At 61.7% G+C, this 12,656-nt stretch carries 10 protein-coding genes; 1 reads left to right on the top strand and 9 read right to left on the bottom strand.

All coding sequences use genetic code 11. The features are described 5' to 3' along the window. Window positions 1–2: 2 nt before the first annotated feature. From truA to leuC, 7 genes are all read right to left on the bottom strand, one after another. Window positions 3–833, bottom strand: a complete 831-nt coding sequence (truA, locus tag ACQ4W7_RS02380) for a tRNA pseudouridine(38-40) synthase TruA (RefSeq protein ID WP_436528134.1) — start codon at window positions 831–833, stop codon at window positions 3–5. Window positions 834–879: 46 nt separating this feature from the next. Continuing rightward, entirely contained in the window at window positions 880–3,342 is a 2,463-nt protein-coding gene (locus ACQ4W7_RS02375; RefSeq protein ID WP_436528132.1) for a motility hub landmark protein FimV, read from the bottom strand. Between the two features lie 244 nt (window positions 3,343–3,586). Beyond that, window positions 3,587–4,714: an aspartate-semialdehyde dehydrogenase gene (asd, locus tag ACQ4W7_RS02370; protein WP_436528130.1), complete on the bottom strand. Its 1,128-nt coding sequence runs from the start codon at window positions 4,712–4,714 to the stop codon at window positions 3,587–3,589. Between the two features lie 45 nt (window positions 4,715–4,759). Next, window positions 4,760–5,830 (bottom strand): 3-isopropylmalate dehydrogenase, encoded by a 1,071-nt coding sequence (gene leuB / locus ACQ4W7_RS02365; protein WP_426070819.1) that lies wholly within the window; start codon window positions 5,828–5,830, stop codon window positions 4,760–4,762. An 11-nt stretch (window positions 5,831–5,841) separates the two neighbouring features. Then, window positions 5,842–6,489: a 3-isopropylmalate dehydratase small subunit gene (gene leuD, locus ACQ4W7_RS02360; protein WP_426070820.1), complete on the bottom strand. Its 648-nt coding sequence runs from the start codon at window positions 6,487–6,489 to the stop codon at window positions 5,842–5,844. 51 nt (window positions 6,490–6,540) lie between these two features. Next, a complete protein-coding gene (locus ACQ4W7_RS02355) occupies window positions 6,541–6,663 on the bottom strand; it encodes an entericidin A/B family lipoprotein (RefSeq protein WP_010400408.1) in 123 nt (40 codons plus the stop codon). A gap of 68 nt (window positions 6,664–6,731) precedes the next feature. Beyond that, window positions 6,732–8,135: a 3-isopropylmalate dehydratase large subunit gene (gene leuC / locus ACQ4W7_RS02350; RefSeq protein ID WP_426070821.1), complete on the bottom strand. Its 1,404-nt coding sequence runs from the start codon at window positions 8,133–8,135 to the stop codon at window positions 6,732–6,734. Between the two features lie 428 nt (window positions 8,136–8,563). Between leuC and ACQ4W7_RS02345 the strand changes: the two genes are divergently transcribed. Continuing rightward, entirely contained in the window at window positions 8,564–9,595 is a 1,032-nt protein-coding gene (locus tag ACQ4W7_RS02345; RefSeq protein ID WP_436528127.1) for a S41 family peptidase, read from the top strand. A gap of 88 nt (window positions 9,596–9,683) precedes the next feature. Here ACQ4W7_RS02345 and ACQ4W7_RS02340 read toward each other — a convergent pair whose 3' ends face one another. Together ACQ4W7_RS02340 and ACQ4W7_RS02335 are read right to left on the bottom strand one after the other, a co-directional pair. Next, window positions 9,684–11,564 carry a chemotaxis protein CheA gene (locus ACQ4W7_RS02340; RefSeq protein ID WP_426070823.1) on the bottom strand — a complete coding sequence of 627 codons (1,881 nt, stop codon included), beginning with the start codon at window positions 11,562–11,564 and terminating at the stop codon, window positions 9,684–9,686. Next, a complete protein-coding gene (locus ACQ4W7_RS02335; RefSeq protein ID WP_426070824.1) occupies window positions 11,564–12,421 on the bottom strand; it encodes a protein phosphatase CheZ in 858 nt (285 codons plus the stop codon). Before ACQ4W7_RS02335 ends, ACQ4W7_RS02340 begins: the two co-directional genes overlap by 1 nt. Window positions 12,422–12,656 lie beyond the last annotated feature (235 nt).

The raw sequence follows: 12,656 nt of genomic DNA, 5'->3' as shown, positions 1-12,656 counted from the left end.
CGTCAGAACCAGGGCAAAGCGCTGCTGCTGTCTTGCGGTAACGCCCATTTCGGGTCGTAATCGATCTGCGCCAGGTACAGGCCGTCCGGCATGAAAGTGGGCGCCGCCGCGTGACGGTCTTTGCTTTCAAGCAAGTGCCCGAGCCAGTCCGGCTCTTCGCGTCCCGTGCCAATATACACGAGCGAACCGACCAGGTTGCGCACCATGTGGTGCAGGAATGCATTCGCCGTAATGGTGAAGATGACGCAATCGCCGCGCCGCTCGATGCGGATATCATGCATCAGCTTGACGGGCGACTTGGCCTGGCATTGCGCGGCGCGGAAGGCCGTGAAATCGTGCCAGCCCAAGAGCGGTTGCACGGCCTGGCGCATCAGTTCCACGTCCAGCGGACGGAAAAAGAAGCCGGCGCGCCCCTCCACCAGCGGCGAGCGGGTGGCGTTGTTATACAATACATAATGATAAGTGCGCGCGCGGGCGCTAAAGCGGGCGTGGAAGAAATCGTTGACGGTGGGGTCGCCGGCCAGCTCTTTGGCCCAGCGCACGGCGATGGATTTCGGCAGGAAGGCGTTGACGCCGCGCACCCAGGAGTGCACGTCGCGGTTCAGTTCCGTATCGAAGTGCACGACTTGCTCGAGCGCATGCACGCCCGTATCCGTGCGGCCGGCGCAGGTCGTGGCCAGGCGCACGCGGGCAAACTGCTCCAGCGCGTTTTCCAGCTGGTCCTGCACCGTCTGCCCATCTTCCTGTTTCTGGTATCCATGCCAGGCCGTGCCGTCATACTGCAGACCGAGGACGATACGCTTGAATGGCGTTGCTGTCGTAATATTTTGCATCGGAGCATTATACCGGCGCAGCAGCCTGCCGCGCCGGCGGGCATTGCTAGCTAAGGAGTGCCTTCATTGTATTCGCCTTGGCGACCTGCTCTTCGCTGCCGCCCTTGATGACCTCATCGATCAACTCACGCGCGCCTTCCTTGTCGCCGATTTCCTGGTAAGCGATCGCCAAGTCCAGCTTGGTATCCATTTCCATGTGGATGGCCGACAGCGGGTCGTCCACGCCCACGCTGGCCGTCTTGCCATCGTTGAGGTCTAAGTCGATGCCGGACAGGTCGAATTCTTGCGCGGGCGGTATGACTTCCGGCAAGGTGGCTGGCGTTTGCGCGTCGTCAAACAGGCTGTCGATGGATGGCTTGGCCGCCGCGACCGGCGCGGCAGCCGGCGCCACGGGCGCGTCAAGGTCGAAATGAGCCAGGTCCACATCCTTCAACGGATCAGGCAAAGGCGTCAAACCGGCGCCCACGCCATTCACGGGGCCCGCTGGCGGTTCCAGGTCCAGGCCGAAATCCATGCTGGCGTCATAGTGCGCATCCTGCGCGGCAGACACCGGCTTGCTGTCCGGCCCCGGCATGATGATCGGGTCGCTGGTGGAGACAGGCTCGAAATCGAGGCTGTCGAGGTCAAAATCGAGAGGATCGCGCGCATCGCGGGCGCTCACGGCGGACACCGGCTCTGCCGGCGCCAGGTCGGCCGCCGGGGAAGACAGGTCGTCGGGCAAGTCCATGCTCTGGCCATGCAAATCGTCGCCGGCCCCCTTGCTGAGACTGACGACGGCATCGTCTTCCGTATCGCCATACAAGGGGTTGGTGGGATCGAGCGCCAGGCCCAGCGCGGCCGCCTGCGGCCACTCTTCGCCCTGGCCCCGCGTCTGGCTGTACAGCTCGCTAGCCTGGTCTTCAAACGCGCGCACATCGTTGCGGGCGGAATAGATTTCCAACAATTTCAAGCGGGCTGCATGGCGCTCGGGGTGGATGCGCAAGGCTTCCTTGAGGATATCTTCGGCTTGGCCATCGCGGCCGTAGGCGATATACACGTCCGCTTCGGCAACAGGGTCCGTTTCATTCGCATCGAGCATGCTGGCGCCCGCTGCGGCGGCCACGCCGGCAGCGGCGGCGCCCGTACCGAACAGGTGGTTGCTCGCTTCGGACTGCTGGTCTTCCGGCGCCAGCCCGGACGATGGCACCACTGGCGCTTCCGGCTCGAACACGGGGGCGATATCTGCGGCGGGCGGCGGCGTCTCCTTGCGGCGGCGCGCAATCACCAATGCGGCCACGGCCGCCAGCAACGCGGCGATGCCTATGCCGATGGCGCCCAGGTGGTCGTTGATCTTGTCGGTGATGGTCGGTTCCAGCGGCGACGGTTTTTTCACCAGCGGCACCGGCTTGGCCTTGGGAACAGGCGGCTGCGCCTCGGCCGGCGCACTGGCGATGGCCGATGCACTGGCAGCGGCCTCGGCCGGCTTGGCGGGTGCCGGAGCGCTCTTGTCAGCCATGGCCTTGCTCTTGACCGCCATCAACTTTTCCAGGTCGCTGACGTTCTTTTCCAGCTCCTTGACGCGCGCGGCCGCTTCATCGACCTGCTTGGCCTTGGCGATCTTGTCTTCCTCGCTGGCGACGGCGCTCTTGCCGGCCGACTTGGCCGCCGGCTCCGCCTTCGACAGTTTCAGCTTGTCTTGCGATTCGCTCACGGCCGTCGGCTTTTCCTGCACGCGGGTAGGCCCGATCTTGCCAGCCGTGCTTTGCGTCGATTGCGCCGCCTTGGCCGGCTTGCTTTGCGATACCTGCCCCGCCAGCTTGTTGCGATAGGCGTCGAAATCGATGGCGTGCGCCGTCACGACGCCCTTCGCTGCGGCCGCGTCGGTGGCGCGCACGGCGTCCGCGCCCGGCACGGCCAGGATGCGCCCGGCCTGCATGCGGTTCATGTTCTCGCCCTTGAAGGCATCGGGATTGGCACGGTACAGGGCGACAAGCATCATGTCGAGCGAGACGCCCGATGGTTTCAGTTCGCTGGCGATGCGGCTCAGGGTATCGCCCGCCTTGACCTTGTATTCGCCGGCCGGCTTTTTCGGCGCTTGCGGCGCAACACCAGCGGCGGCAGGCTTGGCCTTGCCTGGCTCCACGGGCGCCGTCACTTGCGCGCCGCGCGTCTGGCGCGCTTCGGGCGTGTCGAGCACGAATGCATATTCGCGCACCTGGCGCCCGCTCTTGCTGCTCAGTTCCAGCAGCAAATCCACCAGGGGTTCAGCCACCGGTTGCGCCGAGCTGATGCGGATGAAGGACGTGCCGTTGCGGCTTTCCACGGCAAATGTCAACGCGTTCAGGGCGGAATTGAATTCCACGTTGGCCTGGCGGTAGGCATCCGGCGGCGCCAGTTTGGCCAGCAGGCTAGCTGCCTCGCCTGGCTTGACGGCCGATAATTCGACCTCGGCGCGCAGCGGCTGGCCGGCGGCGGACAACACCGTGATCTTGCCCAGCTCGGCTGCGGATGCCGCCGGTGACAATAACACCGCACAGGCGACAGCGCTGCTGAGTGTTTTAATGGCAAGGGAGGCGACCCGGGGACGAGTGTGTACAGGCATAGTTGGCGGCATCTTAGTTGACATGGGAAAACTGTTACTTTTCCAGAGGTATCAACATATCATCATGCCCAGAGCTATGCAAGCTCCGCATGGTTGAGCCTTGATGGCTTCAGGGCGAAAAAAAAGCCGGGGAAACAGCCCCGGCTTGATCTTGATCAGCAATTTATTGCCATTACGCGTCGAGCAAAATGCGCAACATGCGGCGCAGCGGCTCGGCAGCACCCCACAACAATTGATCGCCCACGGTGAAGGCGGACAGGTACTCGCCGCCCATGCTCATCTTGCGCACGCGACCGACGGGTATCGTCAGGCTGCCCGTGACGGCGGCCGGCGACAGGTCGTGCACGGACGCTTCGCGCGTGTTCGGCACGAATTTCACCCATTGATTATTGCTGGCGATGATGTCGTTGATTTCATCGAGCGGCACGTCTTTTTTGAGCTTGATGGTCAGCGCTTGCGAATGGCAGCGCATGGCGCCGATGCGCACGCACAGGCCGTCGACGGGAATTTCCTTGGTGCCAAAGTCGATGCCGCGGCCCAGGATCTTGTTCGTTTCCGCGCCGGCCTTCCATTCTTCCTTCGACTGGCCATTGCCCAGGTCCTTGTCGATCCACGGGATCAGGTTCCCGGCCAGCGGCGCGCCGAATTGCTTGATCTCGTCCGGCGAGTAACCGTGCTGGGTAGCCAGCACCTGGCGGTCGATTTCCAGGATGGCGGAAGCCGGGTTTTCCAGCAGCGCCTTGACGGAGCCGTTGATGGTGCCAAACTGCGTCAGCAGCTCGCGCATGTGCTGCGCGCCGCCGCCCGATGCCGCCTGGTAGGTCATCGACGTCATCCAGTCGATCAAATCGTGCTGGAACAGGCCGCCCAGGCCCATCATCATGCAGGACACGGTGCAATTGCCGCCGATGTAGTTCTTCACGCCCTTGCCCAGCGCATCCTTGATGACGTGCAAGTTGACGGGGTCGAGCACGATGACGGCGTCTTTTTCCATGCGCAAGGTCGAGGCCGCATCGATCCAGTAGCCATTCCAGCCCGCTGCGCGCAGCTGCGGGAAAACAAAGCTCGTGTAGTCCCCGCCCTGGCAGGAAATGACGATGTCGCATTTGGACAGTTCGGCGATGTTGTTGGCATCCTTGAGGATGGTTTCATTCTTCGCCATGGCCGGCGCCGCGCCGCCCGTGTTCGAGGTGGTGAAAAACACCGGTTCGATGTGGGCGAAATCGCCCTCTTCCTGCATGCGCTGCATCAGGACCGAACCGACCATACCGCGCCAACCTACCAAGCCAACTAATTTCATTACCATTCCTCAAGATGAGACGGCGACTGCCGTCATTAAACTATTTTATCCCAGTGCTTTTACAACTGCATCGCCCATCGCCTCGGTACCGACCAAGGTGGTGCCCGCTTCGTGGATGTCGGCCGTGCGCAGCCCCTGCGCCAGCACTTGCTTGACGGCAGCCTCGATACGATTTGCCTGCTCTTCGCGGTTCAGCGAATAGCGCAACATCATGGCGGCCGACAAAATCGTCGCCAGCGGATTGGCGATGCCCTTGCCCGCGATATCGGGAGCCGAACCATGCGACGGTTCGTACAAACCCTTGTTGTTGGCATCGAGCGAAGCCGACGGCAGCATGCCGATCGAGCCCGTCAGCATCGCGGCCGCGTCCGACAAGATATCGCCGAACATGTTGCCGGTCACCATGACGTCGAATTTCTTCGGCGCCCGCACCAGTTGCATGGCCGCGTTATCGACATACATATGATCGAGCGCAACATCCGGGTATTCCTTGTGCACGTCGATGACAATATCTTTCCAAAACTGGAAGGTTTCCAGCACGTTCGCCTTGTCCACGCTGGTGAGCCTCTTGTCGCGCTTTTGCGCGGCCTGGAAGGCCACGTGGGCGATGCGGCGGATTTCGCCCTCCGCATAGCGCATGGTGTCGAAGCCTTCGCGCTGACCCTTGAACGGACCGTCCGGGCACTCGCGCACGCCGCGGGGCTGGCCAAAATAAATATCGCCCGTCAATTCACGGATGATCAGAATGTCCAGACCCGCCACCACTTCCGGCTTCAGGGTCGATGCGCCCGCCAGTTCCGGATACAAAATAGCCGGACGCAGGTTAGCGAACAGGCCCAGGTTCTTGCGCAAGCCCAGGATCGCTTGCTCGGGACGGAACTGGCGCTCCAGATTGTCGTACTGGTAGTCGCCGACGGCGCCGAACAGCACGGCATCGGCCGCCTTGGCCAGGGCCAGCGTGCCTTCCGGCAAAGGGTGACCATGGGCCGCATAGCCGGCGCCGCCCACGGGCGCGCTTTCCAGCTCGAACGATTCGCCCAGCACATTCAAGACCTTGACGGCTTGCGCGACAATTTCAGGGCCGATGCCGTCGCCGGGTAAAATTGCAATTTTCATATTTTTATCGATTAAATGACGTTGGCGAGCCACGGTTGAGTAGCGAGATGACGTTCTTCGAAGGCGCGGATATCGTCCGCATGGCGCAGGGTCAGGCCGATATCGTCGAGGCCATTCATCAGGCAATATTTGCGGAAGGCATCGATCTCGAATGGATACGAGACGGAACCATTGCTGGTGCGCACGCACTGCTGTTCCAGGTCCACCACCAGCTGGTAGCCGGGGAAAGCCTTGACTTCATTGAACAGGTGCTCGACCTGGCTTTCCGACAGCACGATGGGCAGCAAGCCATTCTTGTAGCAGTTATTGAAGAAGATATCGGCAAACGACGGCGCGATGATGGCGCGGAAGCCATATTGATCGAGGGCCCACGGCGCGTGTTCGCGCGAGGAGCCGCAGCCGAAGTTCTTGCGCGTCAGCAAAATCGAGGCGCCCTGGTAGCGCCCCTCGTTAAGCACGAAATCCGGGTTCAGCGGACGGCGGCTATTGTCCTGGCCCGGTTCGCCATGGTCGAGGTAGCGCCATTCGTCGAACAGGTTGGGGCCGAAACCGCTGCGGTGGATCGATTTCAGGAATTGCTTCGGGATAATCGCGTCGGTGTCGACGTTGGCGCGGTCCAGCGGGGCCACCAGGCCTTCGTAAAGCGTAAATTTATCCATGCTGTTTCTACTCGGTAGGACGGGCGGCGCAGGGCGCCGGCACGTCACGGTTTATTTTCCGCCGGCGCCAGTGACGACCTGGCCGACTTTCTGCACATCGCGGCCAATGCCGGAGACGGTGTTGCAGCCAGACAGGATGACGGTGGCGATGAGGAGGGCGAAGAGTTTTTTCATGATGATTTCTTGATAGTAAGTAAGGGACTGGGAGCGCTAGTGTACGCCAGCGGCGCCAGTCCCTGCCCTCATCGCAGGCCCCGCACGTCGACAAAGTGGCCGGCGATACCCGCCGCCGCCGCCATCGCGGGCGACACCAGGTGGGTACGGCCGCCCTGCCCTTGCCGGCCTTCGAAGTTGCGGTTCGAGGTCGAGGCGCAGCGTTCGCCCGGTTCCAGACGGTCGGCATTCATGGCCAGGCACATGGAGCAGCCCGGCTCGCGCCACTCGAAACCGGCATCCTTGAAGATGCGATCCAGGCCTTCGCGCTCGGCCTGGTCCTTGACGAGACCGGAACCGGGCACCACCAGCGCCAGGCTGACGTTCGAGGCGCGGTACTTGCCGCGCACCACGGCAGCGGCCGCGCGCAAGTCTTCGATGCGCGAATTGGTGCAGGAACCGATGAAGACCTTGTCGATACGGATGTCTTCGATGGCGGTATTCGGTTTCAAGGCCATGTAGACCAGCGCCTTTTCCATCGCATCGCGCTTGACGCTGTCTTTTTCCTGGTCGGGGTCCGGCACGCGGCCATCGATGCCGATTACCATTTCGGGCGACGTGCCCCAGGTCACTTGCGGCACGATGTCGGCGGCATTGAGTGTGACGACCAGGTCGAAGCGGGCGCCCGGATCCGAATGCAGGGTGCGCCAATAGGCCACGGCGCGCTCCCAATGCGGACCGGCCGGGGAAAACGGGCGGCCCTTGACGTAATTGATGGTGGTGTCATCAACGCCGATGATGCCGGCGCGCGCACCCGCCTCGATGGCCATGTTGCACACCGTCATGCGACCTTCCATCGACAGGGCACGGATGGCCGAGCCGCCGAATTCGATACAGTAGCCCGTGCCGCCGGCCGTGCCGATCTTGCCGATGATGGCCAGCACGATATCCTTGGCCGTCACGCCGGCCGGCAAGGCGCCGTCAACTTGCACCAGCATGGATTTGGATTTCTTTTGCAGCAAGGTTTGCGTGGCCAGCACGTGTTCCACTTCCGACGTGCCGATGCCGTGCGCCAGCGCGCCGAAGGCGCCGTGCGTGGACGTGTGCGAGTCGCCGCACACCACCGTCATGCCGGGCAAGGTCGCGCCCTGTTCGGGGCCGATCACATGCACGATACCCTGGCGCTTGTCGTTCATGTTGAAGTAGGTCAAGCCGTAGTGCTTGGCGTTCTTGTCCAGCGTTTCTACCTGCAGGCGCGAAACCGGGTCGGCGATGCCGTCGACGCGGCTGGTAGTGGGCACGTTATGGTCGGCCACGGCCAGGTTGGCGGAAATACGCCACGGCTGGCGCCCTGCCACGCTGAGCCCATCGAAGGCTTGCGGGCTGGTGACTTCGTGCAGCAGGTGCCGGTCGATGTACAAAATTGTCGTGCCATCATCTTCGGCCCGAACAACGTGGGATTCCCAGAGTTTGTCGTAAAGCGTCTTCATCATGATTTATGCAGCGTTGCCACAGCCTGTTTAAGTGATCAAGTGATACCAAGTCATACGGTGATCCACAGGGATTATGCCATATATTGCGCAATACAGAACCGAAACAGGTAAAAGCGTGGGATTGGCGATACAAAGTTTGGCCATATTGTTATATATGAGCTGGAAATTGCCGATATCGGCACATTGGCGGCATGCCGGCCCCATCCGCAGGCGAGCTGCCGAACGAGTCACGGCGGAATCAGAAATTGATACTTTTTCCTTAACCTTTCGTGTATTGTATTTCGACAATAACGACAGGCGCGCGCCCCCGCACGCGCTTACAAGCGATGAGGACCTGAATGAAACTGCACTTATGGGCACTGGCCGCCCTGACCCTGACCAACACGCACGCGGTCGCCGCCGCGCCAGGAGAAAGCTGCGTACAGGACTTGCGCGCCATTGCGCCCTTCCTGCTGGAAAACGATACGGGCGCACGCGCCCACCTGGCGCAAAAGGGCCAGGCCTATTTCGACCTGGCGCTGGCAAGCGCAAGCGAGGCCGCGGAAAACACTAATGATGAATCTGCTTGTAATGTAGTACTGGCCAATTATCTGAGTAAATGGCGCACAGGCCATCTGCAGATCGTTCCCAGCACGACATTGAAGCACAGCAAACCAGCGCCGCCCTCCACGCCAACGGCAACGGCAACGGCAAATACTGATCAAAGAGAGCCATCGCTGCAACTCCTGTCACCTCGGACCGCGTTACTGACACTACCCAGTTTTTTTCCTCGGTACAGCAAGGTAATCGCTGATTTACTGACAAGCAAGCACCACGATCTTGCCACCCGCCCCAACTGGATCATTGATGTCAGGCTCAATAATGGTGGTAGTGATAGCACTTATGCGCCGCTACTGCCATGGATCAGCTCAGGCGAGATCGTCAGCGTGGGTGGCGAATGGCTGTCCACGCCAGCCAATATCGCCGGACAGGAAGATATCTGCGCGCTGTTCGCCCCCGGTGATACCTCGTGCACGACATACAGTGAGCATGCCGTCGCCCGTATGCGCAGCGTCGCATCAGGCCAGTTCGTGACGCAACAAGCCGATGGACCTGTCAGCTATGGAAGTTTTCCCAGAAAGAAAATGCAGCCGGCCCGCGTGGCGGTACTGGTCGACCGCGATTGCGCGAGCTCCTGCGAAGAATTCCTGCTGGCAGCGCGGCAAAGTTTTCGTGTCAAACTGATCGGGCGCAACAGCAATGGCGCCCTCGATTACTCGAATTTGCGCCTGCATGCCTTGCCCTCAGGGATACGCCAGTTAATGTACGCCACCTCGCGCTCGGCCCGCTTGCCGCAGCTGCAGGTGGACCTGGGCGGCATCATGCCCGACATCTACCTGCCGCCGCCGAAGGACGAGGCGGAGCGCGCCCAGGAAATCGTGCGCGTGCAGCGCTGGCTGGAAGGCGGTAGTTTACGTTAATGGCAGCAGTGAATCTACCGTGTGATTCAGCAATAAAAAAACCCGCTGCATATCGACGCAGCGGGCTTTGATAGGAGCAAGCGCAGACTCAGGCAGCTAAACGCACACTACCTCTACACCCGTCCATCAGGAACGACAGACCGACGACCAGCACCAGCTCGCCCTCGGCCGAGCGGGCAGTACCGGTAATGCCTTCCACGGTGATGGCCGTCATCGGCTTGATCACCAGATCGGCCGTGCCATCGACGGCGGCCACGGCGAGAATGTACGGCTGTGGCGCAGCAACAACAATACCCACGCGTTCGCTGCACGATTCGTAGCCCAGGGCGCCGGCCAGCGACCGCACGGGCAATGGACGGCCCTGGTCTTTCAGCACGGGCGCGCCGCCCACTTCCATGAAGGTTTCCGGCAATTCGACGACGCGCTGCACCACCGCCATCGGCAGCGCCAGCGCGGCGCCCGACGTCGACACGAGCATGGTCGGCACGATGGAAAGCTCGATCGGCAGGCGGATGGCAAACTTGGTGCCCTTGCCCAGCGACGACTCGATGTGGATGGCACCGCGGTTTTTCTCCACGGCCGTCTTGACCACGTCCATGCCCACGCCGCGTCCGGAGACGCTGGAAGCCACTTCCTTGGTCGAGAAGCCCGGCAGGAACACCAGCTGGAAGCATTCGTCGTTGCTCAGTTGCGCGTTTTCGCTGATCAGGCCTTTTTGCTGGGCCTTGCTGCGCAGGAAGGCCGGGTCCATGCCCTTGCCATCATCTTGCAGCACGATCATGACACTGTTGGCTTCCTGCCAGGCTTTGAGCGAAATATACGATTTGGCGGGCTTGCCGGCAGCCAGGCGCGCTTCCGGCGATTCTACGCCATGGTCGAGCGAATTGCGCAGCATGTGCACGAGTGGATCGTACAGGCTGTCGACAACCACGCGGTCGACTTCTGTCTCCGCGCCTTCGATGGTCAGCTCGACATCCTTGCCCAGGTCTTTCGCCAGTTCGCGCACCAGGCGCGGGAATTTCTGGAACAGTCGGCCGACAGGCTGCATGCGCGTGGCCAGGGTGGCCCGCTGCAGCTCGGTCGAGTAGCGCGAAGCGCGTTCCAGGGTTTCCGCCAGGGTCGCCATCAGGGTGGCGGCCTGACCTTCGAATTTGAATTGCAGCAAGCGTTCGAGCAGCACGGCAGCCTGGTTGGCAGCCTGCACCGACTCGCCGGCCACTTCCAGCAGTGCATCGAGCTTGACGGCGTCGACGCGGATACTGTCTTCCTTGACGGGCGCGGCATGACGCACTTCCGGACGATCTTCACGCCGTTCCGCACCATCCCAGGCCTTTGCGGCCGGCTTGGCAACGGCAGCAGGGGCGGCGGCCACGACAGCAGGCGCAGCAGCGACGGCGGAGGCCGGTGCGGCAGCGACCTGGCTACCGGCCGGCACGACCGCGTTATACATGCCTTCCCAGTCCAGGCCATCGGCACTGGCGGTGGAAACAGCGGCGGCTGGCGCCACCACGACCACTTCGGCAACGGGCGCGGTGGCTTGCGTCACCACGGCAGCGGCAGGTGCAGGTGCAGGTGCGTCTATGCCCTTGCCTTCAATGGCGTTCGTCAGGATGTGTTCCAACTCTTCCGGCATGGCCGGCAAGCTTTCCGGCGCGGCACCGTTGGCCAGTTCCGTCAGCTGGTCGGCCACGAAACCGGACGCTTGCAGCGCCGCCTCGATGGCGATCGGCGTCACCGGCGCGGCGCCCGTGCGCAAAGCGTCGAACAGGTTTTCCGTCAGATGGCAGGCCGCCACCAGCGCGGGCAAGCCCATGAAGCCGGCGCCACCCTTGATGGTGTGGAAGGAACGAAACACGGCATTCAGTGTTTCCTTGTTGTCGGGATCACGCTCGAGGCGCAATAAGTGCTCTTCAACATTAACCGCAAGATCCATCGCCTCAACGACGAAATCCTTGAGCATATCGTCCATTAGAATCCCAAATCCGCAAGAAGGTCGTCTACATTATCCTGGTCCAGCGCCACCGACGGCACGGACGGGCCCTGCATCAGCGGCACCGGCTTTTGCGCCAATTTTTCGCGCACTTCGGCCGGCGCGTTGTCGCGCAGCAGTTGGGCAAGCTCGTGCTCCACCGTCTTGGTGATGTTGACCACTTTTTTGATCAGCTGGCCCGTGATGTCCTGGAAGTCCTGCGCCATCATGATTTCCAGCAAGCGCGCTTTTTCCGCTTCCGTTGCCTCGGCAACGGCTTGCGCGAACTGGCGCGTATCGCCGGCCAGGGCCTTGAATTCTGCCAGGCTCAGCTTGCCATCGAACAGCGCCGTCCAGCGGCTGTCCATGTCCTTGGCTTTCTTCGACAGCACATCTTGCGCCGGCATGCCTTCGTCGAGCGTATTCAGGACCTTGTTGGCGGCCTGTTCCGTCAGGGTGGCGACATATTCCAGGCGGTCCTGGGCATCGACGATCTGCGACGACGCTTCCGTCAACGCCTTGTCGTAGCCCAGTTCGCGCAGCGAATCGTGCAGCAGGCGCACGATGCCGCCCAGGCGTTCGAACATCGGCTTGTCGGACTGGTCGACAGGATCGGCCGCTTCGCCAGGCACGCCTGCGGCAGCCGCAGGTGGCGCTTCCGGCACGGCGGCGACTGGCGCTTCCGCTACGGCTGCCGGCACGGCGGCGCTGGCCGACACCGAATCGAACAGCGCGTCAAAATCATCGTCCGCGATCACGGCTGCGGGCGCTGCGGCAGGCGCGGGCTTGGGAGCGGCCGCACTTTGCGCAGATACTTCATCGAATAATGCATCAAAATCATCAGCGGCGTTGGTCATATCCCTGCTTCTCCATAATTTGTCAAAATTCCGCCTGAACTGTGCGTTTTACAGACTGATACCCACAATTTCTCGATTAAGATGATTTGAGGCAATACCGCTGCGATGGTGCGAGTGTAGCAGGGCGCCGCCCTGTTGGTAAATCTCAAAACGCGCTTCCTGGTGTAAAGCTGGCTCATAAGAGCTTTTCCGCCAGGAAATAAGTGTTCCTACCGTTGTATTTTGAAATACTACC

It is taken from the genome of Janthinobacterium algoris (genome assembly GCF_051380935.1).
In the GTDB taxonomy this organism is placed as follows: Bacteria; Pseudomonadota; Gammaproteobacteria; order Burkholderiales; family Burkholderiaceae_D; genus Janthinobacterium.
Note: the sequence above shows the minus strand (reverse complement) of the source record. Positions and strands in the feature narration are given on the sequence as shown.

Bases quoted from the DNA above. Each gene is read 5' to 3' on its own strand.
- truA (WP_436528134.1), bottom strand. From the start codon at position 833: ATGCAAAATATTACGACAGCAACGCCATTCAAGCGTATCGTCCTCGGT.
- asd (WP_436528130.1), bottom strand. From the start codon at position 4,714: ATGAAATTAGTTGGCTTGGTAGGTTGGCGCGGTATGGTCGGTTCGGTC.
- leuB (WP_426070819.1), bottom strand. From the start codon at position 5,830: ATGAAAATTGCAATTTTACCCGGCGACGGCATCGGCCCTGAAATTGTC.
- leuD (WP_426070820.1), bottom strand. From the start codon at position 6,489: ATGGATAAATTTACGCTTTACGAAGGCCTGGTGGCCCCGCTGGACCGC.
- ACQ4W7_RS02355 (WP_010400408.1), bottom strand. From the start codon at position 6,663: ATGAAAAAACTCTTCGCCCTCCTCATCGCCACCGTCATCCTGTCTGGC.
- leuC (WP_426070821.1), bottom strand. From the start codon at position 8,135: ATGATGAAGACGCTTTACGACAAACTCTGGGAATCCCACGTTGTTCGG.
- ACQ4W7_RS02340 (WP_426070823.1), bottom strand. From the start codon at position 11,564: ATGGACGATATGCTCAAGGATTTCGTCGTTGAGGCGATGGATCTTGCG.
- ACQ4W7_RS02335 (WP_426070824.1), bottom strand. From the start codon at position 12,421: ATGACCAACGCCGCTGATGATTTTGATGCATTATTCGATGAAGTATCT.